Raw genomic sequence first — 18,853 nt, forward strand, 5'->3', positions numbered from 1 at the left:
ACGACTCACGGATGACCGCCGGTCGGCATCAGCTCTTCCGGAGTCCACGTGGGCCAGGTGATTTCGCCGACCGCGTCACCGTCGACAAACCGTGCGACGATCCGTGTAACGTCCGCGGCGGTGTTGTCGTAGACGGTCGCGTGGTCGACTCGGTCAATCGCGTCGACCACCAGCGCCCACAGGCGCTTGAATCGCTCGCGGATCTTCTCCTCGGGCACCGAATGCCCGCCCTCGAGGACCCGCTCCGCAACACGCGCGACCGCCAACTCGACTGGCACCAGGACCACGTGCAGCACGACGACATACCCGGCTTGCCGCGCCCGGTCGATCAGTTCCAATTTCGATGGGTGCGAAAACACGGTCTCGGCAATGAACGACTCGCCCTGCTCAATCAGGGCGTCCCGGATGGTCGCTGCGATCCGCGCGGCCTCGTAGGAGTGCTCCTCCGTTGCGTCGGGCCAGCGGTCCTTGGCGATCACGTCGGCGTTGACCAATACGCTTGCGGGCAGCAGCGGCGCGAGGCGTTGCTCGACGAAGGCCGACTTGCCGGCGCCGTTCGGCCCGACCACTAGATCGAGACGTCTCACAGGAGGATCTGGGTGCCGTCAGGTAGGTGCTTGACGACGCGGCCCTGTTCGTCGAGCGAGACCGTCGCGCGGCCCTGCGCGGCGCGGTCGGCGACATGGTTGCCGGTTGCGAGTGATTCTTCGAGTGTTGCCGCTATCTCGGCGTTGAACACCGCGCCTTCCTCGGCGGACAGTGCACGCAGTGGCATCCGGCCGGCCAGAGCGGCCTCGACGCGCCGGCGGGCGATCTGTCGCTGGTTCGACACCTCGCGACCCACCCGGGCCCAGTGTTCGAGCTGCTGACGTGCCGAACGGTGCTCGCGCTTACCCTCGGCTGCCGCCGCATCGACGAGTTCCGACGCAATCCTGGTGACCTTATCGACGCCAGCCGTCATGACTCCTCCTTCGGGCGACACCACCAAGCTATTGTAGCAATCTGCTACGAGGGGCATTTGCACTGTTCACAGCTCACTGCGATTCCTTTGCACATTGTGGACGCAGAACGGCCCCCGAGCCGTCCGGTGCTGTAGCACCGGTCCCGATCTGGACAAAGACCGGGGGCTCGAGGGCCGGGTAGCTGCCTGGGATTCGCTAGCCGCTCGCGCGGTCAGTGAATTCCGCCGGCGGTAGCGGCTAGCCTGCAGCCACCTCACGTGTCCGTTTGTCATTCAACTTCAGACCACCTCCTTCCTCGTGTACAGAAGAAAGTACGCCGAGCTCACGGAGTCAGCAACGTATTTTCGTGCCCCGTTTTCTCCACGTGTACCACCAGGTCGGCGCCGGTACTTTCGGGCAGCTGGTGGGTGACGACCACGACGGTGCGCTGCGGCGACACCAGTCCGCCGTCGCGGGCGAGCAGTCTTCGAAGCAGGTCCGCACCCTCGACTGCATCGAGATGTTCGGTCGGTTCATCGAGCAACAGCACCCGCGCGGGCGACAGGAGAGCCCGAGCCAGCAGCAATCGCCGCCGCTGCCCGCCCGAAACTGCCCTGGCGCCGCCTGCGAGCGTCGTGTTCAAGCCCTCAGGTAACCCGGACACCCAGTCCCCGAGTCCGACGGCACCTAACACCTCGAGTGCCTCCGCTTCCTGGATATCGCCGCGGGCCACCCGCAGATTCTCGAGCACCGTCGTGTCGAACAAATGCGCATCCTCGGCGAAGAAACCGACGTCATGGCGTAGAGCGCCGGACCTCACGTCGCGAAGATCCGTGCCGTCGACTTGGACGGTCCCCGAGATCGGTGGAAGCAGTCCGGCAAGCGTCATCAAAGTGGCAGTCTTTCCTGAGCCACTGCGCCCAACCACGGCGACGCGGGCGCCCGGTGGGAGGTCGAGGTCGAGAGGTGCCGTCGCAGAGCCGGCCGGCCACCCACATCGCAGCGCTTCCGCGACAATCCCGATCGGACCATCCAGATCCCGGTTCCCGATGCGTCGATCGGCGGTCGCTGCGTCCAGGACGGCGAGGATGCGACGTGAAGCGATCCTGGCCCGAGTGAGCGCCACCGCCGCCGCCGGTAGGGCGGAGGTAGCTTCGAAAGCCGAAAGCGGCAGCAACACAAGAATCCCCATCGCCATCGGAGTCATCGTTCCGGACGAGTAGAGGTTCATGCCGATGAGCAGTGAAGCGACCACGCTCACGCCGGTTGCGAGGGGCGTGGCCGCGTCGGCGAAAGCGATCGGTACGGCAGCACGGTCAGTCCCGGCCACGGCTGCACGGTCGGCGGCGACCGCCCGGGACACCGTCTGGTCGAGCCGACCAGCTACGCGGAGTTCGCCGGCGTGATCGAGCGCAGTCACGGCGCTCTCGCTCAGCCGCGCCCTCGCCTGCGCACCGGCATCCTCGGCCGCGCGCGAGGCACGCGCAGACAACCACGGCGCCGCAACCCCGGACACCACAAGCGCAAGCGCGAGCACCAATGCTGCTGCGGGCGAGATGAATGCAAGAATGCCGACGGCTGCGACGGCCAGTACGCCGGCAACAGCGATGGGGACGAGCGCACGCACCACGACGTCACCGAGAGTATCGACGTCCTCTCCCGTGCGTGAGAGGAGTTCACCACGACGCAGTCCCGCCGCGGCAGCAGGTTCACCATCAGCGAGTCTCTGGTACAGCTGCGCACGGGCGGAGGTGGTCCCGCGCAACGCGGTGTCATGGGTGGCCAACCGTTCGAGGTAGCGGAACACGCCGCGGGAGATGCCGAGTGCCCGCACCGCCACGACGGCCACGCTGAGGTCCAGGACCGGTGGCATCTGCCACGCCCGTGTGATCAACCACGCCGAAAGTGCTGCGAGCGCCAGCGCACTGCCCAAGGTGACGACTCCGGCGGCAACTGCGCGCAATACCCGCCCGGGTCTCAGTTCGAGAAGCGGCAACGCCCGCATCAACGGGTCACCCGACATCGGCACTCACCTTGATCACTTGATCTGCGGACTCGAGAAGGCTCGGCCGATGCCCTACGACCACGACGGTCCGCCCCGCGGCGGCCAAGCGCCGTAGCGAGTCGAGCACGGACCGTTCTGAGCTGTCGTCGAGGTGCGCGGTGGGTTCGTCGAGCACCAGAACGGGACGTCGGGTCGCGAGAACTCGGGTCAGAGCGAGACGCTGACGCTGGCCGAGCGAGAGCCCCACTCCCCCAGCGCCGACCCGCGTACCCCAACCGTCTGGGAGTTCGGCAAGAACTGCATCGAACCCTGTTGCTGCGCAGGCCTGGTCGAGATCAACCACGTCACCGATCAGATGAAGGTTCTCGGCCAGGGTTCCGGGGACGAGGACGGGATGCTGTGGGAGCCATGCCACCTGCGCCCACCACGAGGACCGGTCCAGTGCCTCCACGGACGTTCCTGCGACCCGCACCTCCCCGTGGTCCACATCGATGAGCCCGAGAAGGGCTTGCACCGCAGTCGACTTCCCGGATCCGTTCGGTCCGGTCAACACCGACACAGTTCCGGGTTCGAGGACGCCGGTCAAGTCCCGAGGCGCATGGCCGTGTCGGGAACGAATGCCCACCTTCTCGAATTCGATGCGTGCCCCCACTGCCTCGACGATTTCGCTGCCGCCGTCGGAATCGGGCCGGTCGCTGTCGATGACCGCGAAGGCTCTACTCGCCGCGGTCATTCCGTCCTCGGCCGCGTGGAACTGGGTGCCCACCATCCGCAGAGGAAGGTACACCTCGGGCGCGAGGATCAGCGCCACGATCCCCGCTTCGAGCGTCATGTCTCCGTACACCAACCGCAGGCCGATGCTGACCGCAACGAGTGCCACGCACAGGGTCGCCAGCAATTCGAGCACCATCGAGGACAGGAACGCGATCCGCAACGACGACATCGCTGTACGCCGGTGGGCGTCGCCGAGTTCCCGTATCCGCGTTGCCGGTCCCTGCTCACGGCCGAGTGCGCGAAGTGTCGGTAACCCAGCCAGGAGATCGAGCAACTGCGAAGACAACGCGGTCATTGCAGTCAGGGTCTGTGCGGCCTTCCCCTTGGTGAGCAGGCCGATGAGGATCATGAAGATCGGGATCAGCGGTAGCGTGACGAAGATTATCGCCGCCGACGTCATATCCTGAAAGGCGATGACCACCAACGTTGCCGGGGTGAGCGTGGCCGCGAGTACCAGTGCCGGCAGATAGCCGGTGAGGTACGGCAGCAGGCCGTCGATTCCGCGAGTGAGGACGGTCGCGATCTCGTCACGCCGCGGATCGAGGTCGCGCACCGGCATCCGAGTGGCGACACCGAGCACCTCGCCCCTCAGTTCCGCGACGACACGCGTGGCGGACCGGTGTGCGAACCGGGACTGCAACCACGTGCCGGCCACCCGAACAACCACCGCGATCGCGAGGGTCACCAACTCGGCGGACCACCGTCCGAAGTCGGTGGCGCCATCGACAATCACGCCACCGAGCACCCGGCCGATCATGAGCGCCGACACGATCACCATCGCGACATTGACTACCGAGAGGCCTACCGTGAGAACGAGATACCCACGGGCAGCTGCCGAGTAGCGCCACAGGCGCGGATCGACGGGGCGCCGGGAGGCACGCTCCGCGCCGGGACTTACCTGTTCCGGTGCGGGAGCGTCGCCTACCTCTGTGGTCATGTGCGCTTCGACGGGAGCCCGATAGACGGCGGGATGTGCTTGGTCGAAATCCTTTGACGGAACACCCAATACGTCCAACCCTGGTAGATCAGCACCACCGGGGTGAGGAATGCCGCGGCCCACGTCATCACAGTCAACGTGTAGTGACTCGACGAGGCGTTGTAGATCGTCAGGTTGTAAGCGGCATCGATCGTGGACGGCATGACGTTGGGGAACAACGAACCGAACAGCAGGGCAACCGCACCGACGACGGCGACCGACGTGAGCAGGAAGGCCCATCCCTCACGCTCGGCGCGAGTGAACGCGACGACCCCGAGGAGCGCAGCGGCGGCGGCCAAGACCAGAATCCAGGTCCAGCCCTTGCCGTAGGCCAACTGGGTCCACAACACGAATCCCCCCGCGACCGGGACGGCGGGCACAGCCAACCGCGATGCCAGCGTGACAGCATCCGCTCGTACATCGTCCGCCGTCTTCAGGGCCAGGAACACCGCACCGTGCAACGCGAAGACGAGAGCCGTCGTGAGACCGCCCAGCAGTGCGTAGGGGTTGAGCAGATCGAGGAAGCTCGAGGTGACCTGCTTGTCGGCGTCGATCTCAACGCCCCGCACGATGTTCGCGAATGCGACGCCCCACAGCACGGCGGGCACCCACGAACCGAAGACGATGCCCCAGTCGCAACGTCGTCGCCACGTGTCGTCGTCGATCTTGCCGCGGTACTCGATGGCGCAGATTCGGACGATCAGCGCAACGAGAATGATCAGCAGTGGTAGGTAGAAGCCCGAGAACAAAGTCGCGTACCACTCGGGGAACGCCGCGAACAACGCGCCGCCGCCGGTGATGAGCCACACTTCGTTGCCGTCCCACACCGGGCCGATGGTGTTGAGCACCACCCGCCTGCGGGTATCGCCGTTCGGGTCCTTGCGCCTGCCGAGCAACGGCATCAGCATCCCTACGCCGAAGTCGAACCCCTCGAGCACGAAGTACCCGATGAAGAGCACTGCGATCAGGATGAACCATACTTCTTGAAGTCCCATGACCAGCTCCCCTAGTACGCGAACGACAATGGTTTGGGCGAATCCGGTTCTTCGGGCTCGTCGTGGTCCTCGCCCGGCGGATGCTCGTCGTGTTCGAGCGGACCCTCGATCGTGTAGCGACGTATCAGTCCGAACCACACGACAGCCAGCGCCCCGTACACGATCGTGAACGTGATCAGCGAAACCCAAACGGTCAGCGCCGAGTGATTCGAAACGCCCTGGTCGACTGTCAGCCGGATCATGTCTACGCCGGTCGGGTTGGGTGCCACGACCCACGGTTGACGGCCCATCTCGGTGAACACCCATCCGGCACTGTTGCCCAAGAAGGGTGTCGGGATCATGAGAATGGACAGCCAGCCGAACCACTTCTTGTCCGGCACTCGCCCGCCGCGGGTCATCCACAGCCCGACGACGGCGAGCAGTGCCGAGCCGGCCGCCCAGCCGATCATTGCCCGGAAGGTCCAGTAGGTGACGAACAAGTTCGGCTGGTAGTTGCCGGGTCCGTACGTCTCCTCGTACTGCGCCTGGAGTTCGGTGACGCCTTCGATGGTGGAGTTGAAGTCGCCATCGGCCAGGAAGGAGGTGAGCCCGGGAATCTTGATGATCTGGGTGATGTTCTCGCAGTTGTTCTGGGTACCCACTGTGAGTATCGAGAAGTCTGCCCCGGTCTCGGTGTGGCAGAGCGATTCCGCCGACGCCATCTTCATGGGTTGCTGCTCGAACATCAGCTTGGCCTGGATGTCGCCGGTAACGGCCAGCCCGATGCCGGACGCCACCATGACCCAGAGGGCGAAGATGGTGACCGGACGGAACATCGTCCTTGCGGTCTCTTCATGCTTTTGCGCCTCGACCGGTTCGGCGGCTTCCTTGGACTTGCGCATGCTGCGCACCATCCACCAACCGCCGACACCGGCCACGAAGGTGCCTGCGGTGAGGAAGGCACCGGCCACGACGTGCGGGAAGGCTGCGAGCGCAGTGTTGTTGGTGAGCAGCGCCCAGATGCTGGTGAGTTCAGCGCGCCCGGTCTCGGGGTTGAAATCCGCCCCCACCGGGTGCTGCATGAACGAATTCGCGGTGATGATGAAGTACGCGGACGCATTCACCCCGATCGCGACCAGCCAGATGGTGGCGAGATGGACCAGTTTGGGCAGCCGGCCCCAGCCGAAGATCCAGAGCCCGAGGAACGTCGATTCGAGGAAGAAGGCCACGAGGCCCTCGAGAGCGAGCGGAGCGCCGAACACGTCGCCGACGAAGCGCGAGTACTCGCTCCAGTTCATGCCGAACTGGAACTCCTGCACGATGCCGGTTGCGACACCCAGAGCGAAATTGATCAGGAAGAGTTTCCCGAAGAACTTGGTGAGCCGGTACCAGTGGTCCTTTCCGGTGACCACCCACATCGTCTGCATGACCGCGATCATCGGGGCGAGCCCGATCGTCAGCGGAACGAGGATGAAGTGATAGACGGTGGTTATGCCGAACTGCCACCGGGAGACATCCAAGGCGTCCATGTCTTCTCCGAAACTAGGCCCGTAGGACAAATTTCAGGGCTGGACGGGGGCTCTGCGCCCGAACCCTGAAGACAACGTGCTGCTGGGCCATTCTGCACCCGACACGCCGCTACTACGAAATGTAGTAGAAGCGTCAATCCTCCGTGAATTCGGTACCCCCCGACTCGATAGCCAGGTCGACCAATTCGACGATCTCGTCCGCTCGGGGTGCGGGGGGCAGAACCAAGCCGTCGATCTTTCGCACACGGGCGGCAGTCGTGATGCTCGAGATCAGCCACACGCCGTCCGCTGTGATGAGGTCCGCCGGACTAAGGGCAGCGTATTCGCAACTGAATCCCCTGGCGGACGCCACCTTGTACAGAGCCTGCTGGGTGGTGCCAGGCAGGATTCCATGCTCGGGAGGTGGTGTGAGGAGAGTCTTCCCACGGGCGATGATCACCGTCGATCGTGGCCCTTCCAACACATTGCCCTCACTGCTGACGAAGATCACATCATCCGCACCGAACGTGGCCGCGTAGCGCAGAGCTGCCATATTCGTCGCGTAGGACAGAGTCTTCGCGCCGAGTAGTTGCCATGGCGCACTCGCCGACAAGTCCACCGAGTAGCCACGTGCCAGCGTGAGTACCGAAACCCCGTCTCGCCGCGCTTGAAGGATCCGCTCGGATACCGGCCCGACCGTGACGAACGCAGTCTCGGCCCCGCCGGACTCTCGTCCGCGACTGAGCACCAGTCGCATGGCGCCCTCCCGCTCGCTCCCCCACTCCTTCGCAGCCATTCCCACGGCCCGTCGCCAGTCGCCGCGATCCGGACTGGGCAATCCGAGGGCATGGGCAGATGCCTCGAGTCGATTGAGATGCTGCTCCAACTTGAGTACGCGGCCGCCACGCACCAACAGCGTCTCGAAAACCCCGTCCCCACGCACCACTGCCAGATCATCCGCGTGCAGTAGCGGGGCATCGGCGTCTCGCACTTCGTGGTCCAACGTCACCAGCACTTGATCAGACATGCGGCCAGCCTATCGACCAGCACTGCGCCCTAGACTGGATGAGTGGTCGACACACTGCCCGTCTCACCCAGTCCACTCCTCACAACCGCGGGCGCGGTCCCGGCGCCGGAGCACTCCCCCGATGCCGGCGTCGCCTGGCACTACGGCGATCCCCTCGGCGAACAGCGCAAGGCCGAGCGCTCGGCAGTCGTAGTCGACCGGTCCCACCGGTTCGTCATCGCGATCGGCGGAACCGAACGACTCACATGGCTACACACCATCTCGAGCCAACATGTCTCCGATCTCCCGGACGGAGCCAGTGCCGAAAATCTCAGCCTCGACGCCAACGGACGCGTCGAACATCACTTCGTGCAAACCGATCTGGACGGCGTCACCTGGATCGACACCGAGGCGGAGCGAGGGCCGTCACTGCTCTCGTTCCTGACCAAGATGGTGTTCTGGGCCAAGGCTGAACCCCGCGACGGCAACGAATTGGCTGTCCTCAGCGTGCTTGGCCCCGAGGCGCCGTCCATCCTTGCCCGAGCCGACGTGAACGCCCCCGCGGAGCCGTATGCCGCCGTGAAAGTTCCAGACGGCGGCTTCGTCCGGCGCATGCCGTGGCCGGCCGCGGACTCGTTCGACCTCCTCGTTCCACGCGAGCACCTCGGCGACTGGTGGGCGCGACTCACCTCCGCCGGTGCCGAACCGGCCGGAACGTGGGCGTTCGAGGCACTCCGGGTCGCTGCCGCGCGGCCCCGGATCGGCCTCGATACCGACGACCGGACCATCCCGCACGAGGTGCGCTGGATCGGCAGCCCCGCCGAACACGGCGCGGTGCACCTCGAGAAGGGTTGCTACCGGGGACAGGAGACGGTGGCTCGAGTTCACAATCTCGGCAAGCCGCCTCGCCGTCTGGTTCTGCTACACCTCGACGGCAGCGCCGAGGGCAGGCCGGTCCCCGGTGACCCGGTGACGGTGAACGACCGCGCCGTCGGGCGGATCGGCACGGTAATCGACCACTACGACCTCGGCCCCATCGCGCTGGCCCTCCTCAAACGCTCCATCCCCATCGACACCGAACTCATTGCCGGACCGTGCGCCGCCTCTATCGATCCCGACTCGGTGGAAAAGGACGACGGGATACAGGCGGGCCGCGCCGCGATCGATCGGCTGAGGGGCCGATGAACACCTTCGCCGCGGCGCACGGAAAGGTGCTCGCCGTCTGCGTCCTGCACCGCGAGCGCGACAGCGGGACCGGGCGGGTACCCCGCACCGCCATCGACAAACGACCCGTCGACGGTGCTGTGCGTGTGACGGCCCACGGCCTGACCGGCGACTACGTCTGCGACACCAGATCTCACGGCGGCCCTTTCAAGGCCGTCTATGCCTATCTGGAAGCCGAAGCGCAGCGCTGGGAATCGGAACTCGGGCGCGAGCTTCCCCCGGGCTGGTTCGGCGAGAACCTGCGCCTCGACCAGATCGCCACTACGGATGCTGTCATCGGGGAACGCTGGCGAATCGGCACGACCGAACTGGAGGTGACGGGCCCCCGGACGCCGTGCGGCACATTCGGCGTGTGGGCCGGCGAACCGAGATGGGTCAAGCGCTTCACCCAGCGCGCCGACACGGGCGCATACCTACGGGTGGTGACCGAGGGATCGATCACCGCAGGCGACACCGTCCACCGACTCCACGTGCCCGCTCACGGTGTCACGGTGCGGGATCTGTTCACCGGCCGAGATCCGGAGAGACTCGTCGGCTTGCTCGAACAGCAGGAGAACCTCTCACCCAGCGTTGCCGAGAACGCCCGGCGACAGATCGCCGGACTGGAAGAGCAGGTTCCGCAGTGAGCGTCGAACTGGTCGAGGTCGTACGTTCCGGGTTCCGTGAGTGCGTCCACCGCGGTTCCGCGGTGATCCTGCGGGCAGACGGCGAGATCGCCCTCAGCCTCGGCGAGGTGCACACGCCCATCTACCCACGATCTTCGAACAAGCCCTGGCAGGCTGTGACGATGCTGCGGAACGGCTTCGATCCGGCCAGCTCTGAGGAACTCGCGATCGCGACAGCATCCCATGAGGGTGAATCTGATCACATAGAACTCGTCGAGCAGCTCCTCGTTCGCCACGGGCTCGACGGCTCTCAGCTCCGATGCCCCTCCGATCTTCCCTCCAACGAGCTCGCCCGCGCCGAGCTGCTGGCTGCGGGTGAACTCCCCCGACCGGTGTACATGAACTGCTCCGGCAAGCACGCGGCAATGCTCGCGACCTGCATGATCAATGACTGGCCCACCGACAGCTACCTCGAGCCGACTCATCCGCTGCAACTCGCGATCGTGGAAACGCTGGGTTCTATCAGCGGCGACGTCGACGTCGAACTAGGAATCGACGGTTGCGGGCTACCGATCGTCCCACTGTCGCTGACACATCTCGCTCGAGCATTCGCCCGACTCGTGACCGCAGAAACCGACTCCCCCGAACTCGCCGTCGCCGACGCCATCCGTGAGCACCCTTACCTCGTGTCGGGAAGCGGCAAGGACGACGCACGACTGATGCCGGCGGTGCCCGGACTGCTTACGAAGGCAGGTGCCGATGGTGTCTACGCAGGAGCATTGCCGAACGGTTCGGCCTTTGCGCTGAAGATCGACGATGGTCACGAGCGTGCCCGGTTGCCGCTCGCCACAGCACTTCTGCGCCATATGGGCGTTCGGTGGACCGAGGATCTGGCGGCTCTCGCATCACAACCCGTGCTCGGCGGCGGCGTCAGGGTGGGCACCGTCTGCGCGATTCCCGGAGTCGTGTGAAAGCTAGGTCACATCACCGGGGTCCGCACGCGGCAGTGAGACCTAACTGACACGCCTTTCGAGTGGGGATGGAGGCGCAAGCGACTTTTCCACGCTAGAGTGTGGGGCAGGAACATACACACTCAAACGGGGCCGCCAAATTCCCCAGGCCGCCCCGCGAAAGCGCGAGGGGGTCAGCCATGGGCCGCGGCCGGGCTAAGGCAAAGCAGACCAAGGTTGCACGCGAGCTGAAGTACAGCGTACCGACCACGGATTTTGACAGCCTGCAACGAGAGCTCTCAGGTGGGTCGTCCAACTCGCATCGGGACGAGGTCTTCGCTGACCAGCGTGCCGACAGGGAGGGTCACTCCCGGGAGGACGACGACGACTGGCGGCGCTGAAGTTCAAGACACAACGAAATGAGGGGGAGCCATTCGGCTCCCCCTCATTTCGGGCTACGCATATGCAGGCCTGTGTATCAGCGGCTCGGGGCTACGAACTCCCCTGCGCCGAAGGACATTCTCGCTACCTTTGAACCTGGCGAACCCCCGGGGATCAGAACCTCGGGTGGTCGCCGGAAAGAACTGCGCGAGGCGCCGACACATCCTTGGACTTCTTGACAGTGCCGAGCGTCCAGCAGTCGATGTGCCGTGCCGTCAAGACAGCCAGCGCGCGATCGACGTCTTCGGGCGCGACGACGGCAACCATGCCGACACCCATGTTGAAGGTCTGCTCCATCTCCAGCCGCTCGACCCGGCCGCGCTGCGCAATCATCGTGAAGATCGGGGCGGGACTCCAGGTGCCACGGTCCAGTTCGGCGACCAGACCCTTGGGCATGACGCGTGCCAGGTTGCCGGCGAGTCCGCCACCCGTGACGTGGCAGAACGTTCGCACCTCGGTCTCGGCGGCGAGCGCCAGGCAGTCCTTCGCGTAGATCTTGGTGGGTTCGAGCATCTCCTCACCCAGCGTGCGGCCGAACTCGTCGACATGCGCCGTCAGGCTCATGTGGCCGATCTCGAGCAGGACCTTACGGGCGAGCGAATAGCCGTTGGAATGCAGTCCCGACGACCCCATGGCGATCACGACGTCACCCGGACGCACGCGATCAGGCCCGAGAACCTGATCGGCCTCGACGACGCCGACTCCCGTCGCTGAGATGTCATAGTCGCCGTCGGCCATCACACCGGGATGCTCGGCCGTCTCTCCACCGAGCAGCGCGCAGCCAGCCTGGATGCAACCTTCCGCGATACCGTTGACGAGCTCGGCAACTCGCTCCGGGACAACTCGCCCGACGGCGATGTAGTCCTGAAGGAAGAGCGGCTCGGCACCGCACACGACGAGATCGTCGACCACCATGGCGACCAGGTCCAGGCCCACGGTGTCGTGCTTGTCCAGCGCCTGCGCTACCGCGAGTTTGGTGCCCACGCCGTCGGTAGAGGCTGCGAGCAGCGGCTCCTTGTAATCACCCTTGAGCGAGAACAGGCCGGCGAATCCACCGAGACCACCGAGAACCTCGGGCCGGCTGGCCTTCTTGGCCAGGGGAGCGAAGAGCTCCACCGCCCGGTCGCCTGCGGCGATATCCACTCCTGCATCGGCGTAGGAGGCGCCAGGGCGACTTGTCGGATCCTCGGTCATGGGGTTGTTACTCCAGCCTTCTGTTGCTCGTCAAACTGTTGATCGTCAATAGTCTCGTCGGTCGGGCAATCGAGCTGCGATTGCGCCCTAACGGTACCGGAATCGCCAGACCAATCCCCGCTCGAGGGTGCGGGCCTCGATCAGCGGACAACCGGGAGAAGCACATGCGACCTCCCGTTTCGTGATTCCGCGATTGGAACCGACGGGGCGGTACCCCATCAGACGAAGGCCCCGCACCCTCGGCCACCCGAGGACGCCACACCCACAAGAGATCTAGGGCCGACTGAGGGCACTCGCATTATCGTTCTCACGGGTCGCCGGACTTCCCGCAGCGCTCTCGAGCATTCCTTCGAGAACGTTCTTACCGATCTCCGCAGGAACCGTGATGGGGTACTCGCCGTCGAAGCAGGCCGCGCACAATCGCGACTCCGGCTGTTCCGTGGCGGCGATCATGCTGTCGATCGAGATGTAACCGAGGGTGTCCGCACCGATCGAGCGGCGTACGCCCTCGAGCATCTCCTCGAAGCTGCCGGGCTCTGCACCGCCACTCGCGCCGTTGGCAATCAGCTCGGCCGGCGAGGCAAAGTCGATGCCGTAGAAACAGGGCCACTTGACCGGCGGCGACGCGATCCGAACATGGATCTCCAAGGCACCGGCCTCCCGGAGCATCCGGATGAGCGCTCGCTGGGTGTTGCCGCGGACGATGGAGTCGTCCACCACCACTAGGCGCTTGCCGCGAATGACTTCCTTGAGCGGGTTGAGCTTGAGACGGATACCCAGCTGGCGGATCGTCTGGGACGGCTGAATGAAGGTACGGCCGACGTAGGCGTTCTTCATCAGACCCTGACCGTACGGAATCCCCGACCCCTGCGCGTACCCGACTGCCGCGGGGGTGCCCGACTCCGGTACCGGGATCACCAGATCGCCGTCGACGGGATTCTCGGCGGCGAGGCGGCGACCGATCTCGACGCGAGTGGAGTGCACAGACCGTCCGCTGATGACGCTGTCCGGGCGTGCAAGATATACGTACTCGAACACACAGCCCTTCGGCTCAGGGTTCGCGAAACGCGAGGAACGGACACCGTCCGCGTCGATGGCAAGCAGTTCGCCCGGCTCGATGTCGCGCACGAAAGACGCGCCCACGATGTCGAGCGCAGCCGTCTCGCTCGCCACCACCCAGCCACGGTCCAGGCGTCCGAGACACAGCGGGCGGATACCGTACGGGTCGCGGGCCGCGTAGAGCGTGTGCTCGTCCATGAACGTGAAACAGTAGGCGCCCCGCAATGTGGGCAGCAGCGTCATGGCCGCCTGTTCGATGGTGGTGTCGGCGGCCGCGTGGGCGAGGAGTGCCCCGACCAGATCCGAATCGGACGAGGCGCCACCTGGGCGCTTGTCGCTCACGAGTCCCGCTTCGCGCGCACGCTGGGCAAGCTCTGCGGTATTGACCAGATTGCCGTTGTGCCCGAGTGCGATGCCGCTACCGGCGGCTGTGGTCCGGAAGATCGGCTGCGCGTTGTCCCACGTAGAGGAACCGGTAGTCGAGTAGCGGCAATGACCCACCGCGACATGACCGGGCATCGCCGCGAGGGTCTGCTCGTCGAATACCTGGCTGACCAGGCCGACATCCTTGAAGACCAGCACCTGAGACCCGTCGGCGACGGCGATACCTGCCGCCTCCTGCCCGCGGTGCTGCAGTGCATAGAGTCCGTAGTAGGTGAGCTTGGCTACATCCTCTCCGGGCGCCCAGACGCCGAACACCCCGCACTCTTCGCGGGGCTCGTTCTCGTCCTCGTCGGACGGGCTCGAAGAAAGGAGGTTTGGACTATGGACCGACAGATCGGCTCTGGTCACCGGGGTGCTCCCTGGGGATGGGCGTGTGGGGGGCAAGCTCAGTCTACGTGCCATCCGCCGGTGCTTTGACCACGGCGGGGGTCGAGTCGGGCCGACTCGCTAAAGAACGAACAGAAATAGGATAGTTTCGATACGGATCGGCAAACCTCGAGCATCAGAGGGGGAGCTTGTTCCAATGAACCACCGCACCGCGGCTCCGACCGCAGCGCAGCGCCTGTTGACCGCTTTCGAGGGTGTGATGGGCATCCCTCTGCCCGTGCATGTCCGCTGCTGGGATGGCTCCGAGGCGGGGCCTGAATCAAACGTCACGGTCGTCTTCCGCAACCGCCGCGCTATCCGTCGGGTGCTGTGGTCACCGAACGAACTCGGCCTGGTCCGGGCGTATGTGGCCGGTGACCTGGAAATCGAGGGCGATGTGTTCCATCTTCTGGCCCTCCCCGATCTTGTCGGCCGATTGGAAGCTCTCAGCCTGCGCGGAACCGAGCGCCGAACGGTCGTGCGGGCGCTGCCGACGTTCGTCCGCCATGGCGGCCACCGAACGATCGCGCGGTCACTGGCGACGTTCGTCCGTCTGGGCGGACTCGGATTGCCACCCCGACCACCGTCGGTCGAGGTGCCCCGGCGGCGCGGTACCAAGCACAGCAAGGAGCGGGACGCATCGTCGGTCTCACATCACTACGACGTGGGAAACGATTTCTACCGCCTGTTCCTCGGGCCGACGATGGTCTACTCCTGTGGGTACTGGGACCAGCGACCCGAAGATCCGGACGCGCGCGGGTCCTTGAATGAGGCCCAAATCGACAAGCTGGACCTGGTCTGCCGCAAACTGAGGCTCGAATCCGGGATGCGACTGCTGGACGTGGGATGCGGCTGGGGTTCGATGGCGATCCACGCCGCGCAGAAGTACAACGTCTCCGTCGTCGGTGTCACCCTCAGCCACGAACAGGCGCGGTGGGCGCGCTCCCGGGTCGCGGAGGCCGGGCTGTCCGACCAGGTCGAAATACGGGTGCAGGACTATCGCGACGTGACGGACGGACCGTACGACGTAATCTCGAGCATCGGCATGTCCGAGCACGTCGGCGCATCGGCGCTCCCGGGGTATGCGGAGCAACTGTTCGATCTGTTGCGTCCGCGGGGACTCCTGCTCAACCACGCCATCGCCTCGGTTCGCTCTCGCGCCGATGCGGGCTACTCGCCGGGACTGATCGAGAACTACATCTTCCCGGACGGCGAGGTGCTACCACTGAGCAGAACTATCGACGCATTCGAACGGGCAGGGCTCGAGGTGCGCGACACCGAGGCGCTGCGCGAGCACTACGCGCTCACCTTGCGGGCATGGGTGGACCGACTGCGGGGCTCCTGGGATCACGCGGTCGAGCTCGTCGGCGCGGAAAGGGCGCGTACCTGGTTGCTGTACCTCGCGGCCAGTGCTCTGGGGTTCGAGGAGAAGGGCCGGCTCACGATCCATCAGGTGCTCGCCGTGCGCCCCTCGGACGACGGCGGGAGCGGATTGCCTCGCACCCGAGCGATGTGGCTAGGCGCTGACAACGCCCCCAGGAATTGCAGCTAGCCGCGCTGGACACGCAGCAGCGGCAGCCAATGGGAAATCTCCCCTGCACGGCTTCCCGACGCCGTGAGGACACCACCAGCATTCGCGTCATCGAACTCCACAAGCCCGGTCACCAGCAGCAACCACGTCCTCGGATCGGTCTCCACGACGTTGGGCGGGGTGCCCCGGGTATGCCGCGGACCCTCGATGCACTGCACCGCCACGAACGGGGGAACCCGTACCTCGACGCTCGAACCCGGGGCCACCTGCTCGAGGGTCCGGGCGCTGAGGCGGACCGCGGCCGCCAACTGCGGGCGCGCAGGCACCTCGTCGGTCTCACCGCGCAACCACGGACCGACCGAGGCGACGGCGGCTCGGAATTCGGCAGGATCCACGGCACGACGTGACGGCATGGGCTCAATCTACTGGGCGCGCCTGTACCACTTCGGCTGCGGCGCAGCGTGCCACTTCGGATGCGATCGCGCCCCCGACGTTGACCGAAAGGTGCAGCAGACCGGGAGCTACGACACTTCCGCTGCGCCGGCGCAGCCAATCGAACGCCCACGCTGAGAGACCGGTGAACAGCAGTGTCGCGACGATCGAGTCGCCCGCGATCCGGGCCGCACGAACGTGCCACAACCCGAACGTCGTCGCGTGCAGGACGCGGGCCGTCCGCGCCGGCCAAGCCCGGCCGAGCATCGCCCGCAAGGCGCTGCGGAACACCAGTTCCTCGTGGATCACGGTTCCCACCGGTATCCGGAAACCCACCCAACCGGCGAGATCTGGGGAGGTCCGCCTCTGCGGAATCCGCTTCCTCAGCGCCGGAACGCTCAGCGCAACCACATATCCGGCAAGCGGGACTGCCGAAGCAGCGGCGCCGTATCTCAGCCCAGCCGGCACCTTCGAAGCGGACAGCCCGAGTTCGTCGACGCGATACCCTGCCGCGCGTGCGGACGCCACCGCCGCAAGACCGAACGCGCCACCGGCCGCAGCGCGCCCGGTCGCATCAAGACCCGATCTCGGAAGTACCGCGTTGTTCCACACGATTGTCAGCGCCGCACTCACAACCGAGCCGAATCTGCTCACTTCTCCGGACCCTCTGTCCCGGCGATGGATTCGAGAGCCGACCGGACCCGTTCGGTGTCGAGGGCGGTCCATCCCTCCGGTTGCGCGACGGCGATCCAACCGTCGAGGACGAGCGTCCCGTAGTTGTGACCGTGACCGTCCGGCACACCAGCCGCATTGGTGAGATCGGCCGACACCTGCCAAAACGTCACGAACGGAAACCATTTCATGGACGGTGAACGATCCTGGCCGGGCGGTTCGGTCAGCCAGTCAGGCCGGGTGAACGCGAGGTCCGGCGACCACCACACCACAGGGTCGGACGGGAACTGAACGTACAGGATGCGTGGCGAACTCCATTGCTCGGCGTTCTCCAGCATGTCTGCCCGGTTGTCGGCGAACCGCACCACCAGACCTCCCCCGTACACGGGTTCGATCTCCGTGCTTCCCGGATCCCTGTTCCGAACCAGTTCCCCCCACAACCGGTTCCCGTTGGGAGGCCCCACCCACAGCACGCCGTCGACGGTCTGCCGGATATCGGCCAGAGTGCTGAAGGCCCCCTCCCCCGCTTGGGTGCCCAAACTCTCGCCGTAGACCATCAATTTGGGCCGGGTGGCCTCGGGCTCGAGCAACCAGCGTTCGTGCACCCGGTCGATCAGCATCTTCCCCGCCTCTTCGGCCTTCTCGCGGTCGGCAAGGAAAGAGATCCAACTCGGCAGGAACGAGTACTGGCTCGCCACCAGCGCGGTGTCGCCGTTGTGCACCAACTCGATCGCCTGGGCCGCAGTCGGATTGACCCAGCCGGTACCGGTGGTCGGGATGACGACGAGAACCTCCCGGTCGAATGCCCCGGTGCGCTCGAGTTCGTCGATGACGATGTCCATTCGCTTTTCGGCGTCCTCGGCCGTATCGAGGCCGGCGTAGACACGAATCGGATCCTTCGCGGGTGCACCGTTCACCGCGGTGAGTTCGTCGGCATCGAGACCACGGGACACGAAGTTCCGGCCCTCGTAACCGAGTGTGTCCCAAGGTGCGTACGACTCGGGGCTGCCCGACCGTGCCGAATCGAGCGGTTGTTCGGCACCGTTCCTGGTCGAAGAGTTCTGGAGGCTGAATGCCGCGTTGGTAGCCGAGTAGACGCCTCGCTTGAGGACGCCGTCGACGAGGAGGAAGAACAACACGGTCACGATCAGAATGCCCACCGTGGTAGCCATCGGGATCGTGAGACGCCAGCGTCGGATGAGCCATGCCGCGATCCACCGAACCAGTTCACGCAACAGTCGCCATACCGCGACGATCGCGCCACCCACAAGCAAGCTCAGACCCCCGGTGCGGATGTACCCGGTGGTCGTGGTCCTCTCGGCGCCCATCAGCGCGGCGAGTTCCCGTTGCCAGGCCGCGGAGTAGGCAAGCATCACAATGGTCGCGATCCCACAGGCGAGGACAACGATGACCTTCAGCCCAGTCGCCCACGGTTCCGGTGGCGGCCACCAGGATCGCCGCCGAAGGAGGTATCGGCGCACAACCCAGCCGATCACCGCTCCGACCGTGTACCCGATAGCCGCGTTGATGCCGCCGATCAGACCCTGGAACAACCAGTCGCGGGGCAGCAGCGATGGCGTCAGCGACCAGCAGAAGAACAGGGTCGCAAAGGCGATGCCCGTGAAGTCGAGGCGAAGGAATCGCCACATCCGGTCGAGGCGGGGACCCCTGAGGACCGCAGGATCTACCAGACGCGAGCGCCCCCGCCGCTCGGCATCAGTCTTCTCCAGTGCCCCAGAATCGACCATTCA

At 65.5% G+C, this 18,853-nt stretch carries 17 protein-coding genes; 5 read left to right on the forward strand and 12 right to left on the reverse strand.

All coding sequences use genetic code 11. The features are described 5' to 3' along the window. Nucleotides 1-5: 5 nt before the first annotated feature. The 7 genes from BFN03_RS14235 to BFN03_RS14265 form a co-directional block, all read right to left on the reverse strand. On the reverse strand, nucleotides 6-587 hold the full coding sequence (locus BFN03_RS14235; protein WP_070379544.1) for a zeta toxin family protein: 582 nt from the start codon (nucleotides 585-587) through the stop codon (nucleotides 6-8). Continuing rightward, nucleotides 584-961: a TA system antitoxin ParD family protein gene (locus tag BFN03_RS14240; RefSeq protein ID WP_070380939.1), complete on the reverse strand. Its 378-nt coding sequence runs from the start codon at nucleotides 959-961 to the stop codon at nucleotides 584-586. The genes BFN03_RS14235 and BFN03_RS14240 overlap by 4 nt, the downstream gene beginning before the upstream one ends. Before the next feature lie 323 nt (nucleotides 962-1,284). Next, nucleotides 1,285-2,964, reverse strand: coding sequence for a thiol reductant ABC exporter subunit CydC (gene cydC / locus BFN03_RS14245; RefSeq protein WP_070380940.1), 1,680 nt, complete (start codon nucleotides 2,962-2,964; stop codon nucleotides 1,285-1,287). Beyond that, nucleotides 2,954-4,657: a thiol reductant ABC exporter subunit CydD gene (cydD, locus tag BFN03_RS14250; protein WP_070379545.1), complete on the reverse strand. Its 1,704-nt coding sequence runs from the start codon at nucleotides 4,655-4,657 to the stop codon at nucleotides 2,954-2,956. Before cydD ends, cydC begins: the two co-directional genes overlap by 11 nt. Next, nucleotides 4,654-5,691, reverse strand: coding sequence for a cytochrome d ubiquinol oxidase subunit II (gene cydB / locus BFN03_RS14255; protein WP_070379546.1), 1,038 nt, complete (start codon nucleotides 5,689-5,691; stop codon nucleotides 4,654-4,656). Before cydB ends, cydD begins: the two co-directional genes overlap by 4 nt. An 11-nt stretch (nucleotides 5,692-5,702) precedes the next feature. Further along, a complete protein-coding gene (locus tag BFN03_RS14260) occupies nucleotides 5,703-7,199 on the reverse strand; it encodes a cytochrome ubiquinol oxidase subunit I (RefSeq protein ID WP_070379547.1) in 1,497 nt (498 codons plus the stop codon). Between the two features lie 133 nt (nucleotides 7,200-7,332). Then, nucleotides 7,333-8,205, reverse strand: a complete 873-nt coding sequence (locus BFN03_RS14265) for an aminodeoxychorismate lyase (protein ID WP_070379548.1) — start codon at nucleotides 8,203-8,205, stop codon at nucleotides 7,333-7,335. A gap of 42 nt (nucleotides 8,206-8,247) precedes the next feature. Between BFN03_RS14265 and ygfZ the strand changes: the two genes are divergently transcribed. The 4 genes from ygfZ to BFN03_RS14285 all read left to right on the forward strand — a co-directional run bounded on the left by ygfZ (nucleotide 8,248) and on the right by BFN03_RS14285 (nucleotide 11,364). Then, nucleotides 8,248-9,369 carry a CAF17-like 4Fe-4S cluster assembly/insertion protein YgfZ gene (gene ygfZ, locus BFN03_RS14270; RefSeq protein WP_070379549.1) on the forward strand — a complete coding sequence of 374 codons (1,122 nt, stop codon included), beginning with the start codon at nucleotides 8,248-8,250 and terminating at the stop codon, nucleotides 9,367-9,369. Further along, a complete protein-coding gene (locus BFN03_RS14275; protein WP_070379550.1) occupies nucleotides 9,366-10,034 on the forward strand; it encodes an MOSC domain-containing protein in 669 nt (222 codons plus the stop codon). The genes ygfZ and BFN03_RS14275 overlap by 4 nt, the downstream gene beginning before the upstream one ends. Further along, entirely contained in the window at nucleotides 10,031-10,984 is a 954-nt protein-coding gene (locus BFN03_RS14280; protein ID WP_070379551.1) for an asparaginase, read from the forward strand. Before BFN03_RS14275 ends, BFN03_RS14280 begins: the two co-directional genes overlap by 4 nt. A 179-nt stretch (nucleotides 10,985-11,163) precedes the next feature. Next, nucleotides 11,164-11,364 carry a DUF3073 domain-containing protein gene (locus tag BFN03_RS14285; RefSeq protein ID WP_005244376.1) on the forward strand — a complete coding sequence of 67 codons (201 nt, stop codon included), beginning with the start codon at nucleotides 11,164-11,166 and terminating at the stop codon, nucleotides 11,362-11,364. 154 nt (nucleotides 11,365-11,518) lie between these two features. Here the strand turns inward: BFN03_RS14285 and purM are convergent, their stop codons facing one another. Both purM and purF read right to left on the reverse strand, forming a co-directional pair. Next, a complete protein-coding gene (purM, locus tag BFN03_RS14290; RefSeq protein WP_070379552.1) occupies nucleotides 11,519-12,598 on the reverse strand; it encodes a phosphoribosylformylglycinamidine cyclo-ligase in 1,080 nt (359 codons plus the stop codon). Between the two features lie 273 nt (nucleotides 12,599-12,871). Further along, nucleotides 12,872-14,449 carry an amidophosphoribosyltransferase gene (purF, locus tag BFN03_RS14295; RefSeq protein WP_070379553.1) on the reverse strand — a complete coding sequence of 526 codons (1,578 nt, stop codon included), beginning with the start codon at nucleotides 14,447-14,449 and terminating at the stop codon, nucleotides 12,872-12,874. A 175-nt stretch (nucleotides 14,450-14,624) separates the two neighbouring features. Between purF and BFN03_RS14300 the strand changes: the two genes are divergently transcribed. Continuing rightward, a complete protein-coding gene (locus tag BFN03_RS14300; protein ID WP_070379554.1) occupies nucleotides 14,625-16,019 on the forward strand; it encodes a class I SAM-dependent methyltransferase in 1,395 nt (464 codons plus the stop codon). Here the strand turns inward: BFN03_RS14300 and BFN03_RS14305 are convergent. The 3 genes from BFN03_RS14305 to BFN03_RS14315 are packed head-to-tail and all read right to left on the reverse strand — an operon-like array spanning nucleotide 16,016 to nucleotide 18,850. Continuing rightward, complete coding sequence (locus BFN03_RS14305) at nucleotides 16,016-16,411, reverse strand: sterol carrier family protein (RefSeq protein ID WP_070379555.1); 396 nt, start codon at nucleotides 16,409-16,411, stop codon at nucleotides 16,016-16,018. The two genes, BFN03_RS14300 and BFN03_RS14305, sit on opposite strands and share 4 nt — an antisense overlap. A 4-nt stretch (nucleotides 16,412-16,415) precedes the next feature. Beyond that, a complete protein-coding gene (locus BFN03_RS14310; protein WP_070379556.1) occupies nucleotides 16,416-17,084 on the reverse strand; it encodes a CPBP family intramembrane glutamic endopeptidase in 669 nt (222 codons plus the stop codon). After that, the gene (locus BFN03_RS14315) at nucleotides 17,081-18,850 is read right to left on the reverse strand and encodes an alpha/beta hydrolase (RefSeq protein WP_070379557.1); all 1,770 of its coding nucleotides are present in this window, start codon (nucleotides 18,848-18,850) and stop codon (nucleotides 17,081-17,083) included. Before BFN03_RS14315 ends, BFN03_RS14310 begins: the two co-directional genes overlap by 4 nt. Nucleotides 18,851-18,853 lie beyond the last annotated feature (3 nt).

It is taken from the genome of Rhodococcus sp. WMMA185 (assembly GCF_001767395.1).
Classification (GTDB): Bacteria; Actinomycetota; Actinomycetes; order Mycobacteriales; family Mycobacteriaceae; genus Rhodococcus_F.

What these genes read in the sequence shown, in the direction of transcription:
- BFN03_RS14275 (WP_070379550.1), top strand. Translation starts at nt 9,366, where the DNA reads ATGAACACCTTCGCCGCGGCGCACGGAAAGGTGCTCGCCGTCTGCGTC.
- purM (WP_070379552.1), bottom strand. Translation starts at nt 12,598, where the DNA reads ATGACCGAGGATCCGACAAGTCGCCCTGGCGCCTCCTACGCCGATGCA.
- BFN03_RS14305 (WP_070379555.1), bottom strand. Translation starts at nt 16,411, where the DNA reads ATGCCGTCACGTCGTGCCGTGGATCCTGCCGAATTCCGAGCCGCCGTC.
- BFN03_RS14285 (WP_005244376.1), top strand. Translation starts at nt 11,164, where the DNA reads ATGGGCCGCGGCCGGGCTAAGGCAAAGCAGACCAAGGTTGCACGCGAG.
- cydD (WP_070379545.1), bottom strand. Translation starts at nt 4,657, where the DNA reads ATGACCACAGAGGTAGGCGACGCTCCCGCACCGGAACAGGTAAGTCCC.
- BFN03_RS14300 (WP_070379554.1), top strand. Translation starts at nt 14,625, where the DNA reads ATGAACCACCGCACCGCGGCTCCGACCGCAGCGCAGCGCCTGTTGACC.
- BFN03_RS14315 (WP_070379557.1), bottom strand. Translation starts at nt 18,850, where the DNA reads ATGGTCGATTCTGGGGCACTGGAGAAGACTGATGCCGAGCGGCGGGGG.
- cydC (WP_070380940.1), bottom strand. Translation starts at nt 2,964, where the DNA reads ATGTCGGGTGACCCGTTGATGCGGGCGTTGCCGCTTCTCGAACTGAGA.
- cydB (WP_070379546.1), bottom strand. Translation starts at nt 5,691, where the DNA reads ATGGGACTTCAAGAAGTATGGTTCATCCTGATCGCAGTGCTCTTCATC.
- BFN03_RS14265 (WP_070379548.1), bottom strand. Translation starts at nt 8,205, where the DNA reads ATGTCTGATCAAGTGCTGGTGACGTTGGACCACGAAGTGCGAGACGCC.
- BFN03_RS14260 (WP_070379547.1), bottom strand. Translation starts at nt 7,199, where the DNA reads ATGGACGCCTTGGATGTCTCCCGGTGGCAGTTCGGCATAACCACCGTC.
- BFN03_RS14240 (WP_070380939.1), bottom strand. Translation starts at nt 961, where the DNA reads ATGACGGCTGGCGTCGATAAGGTCACCAGGATTGCGTCGGAACTCGTC.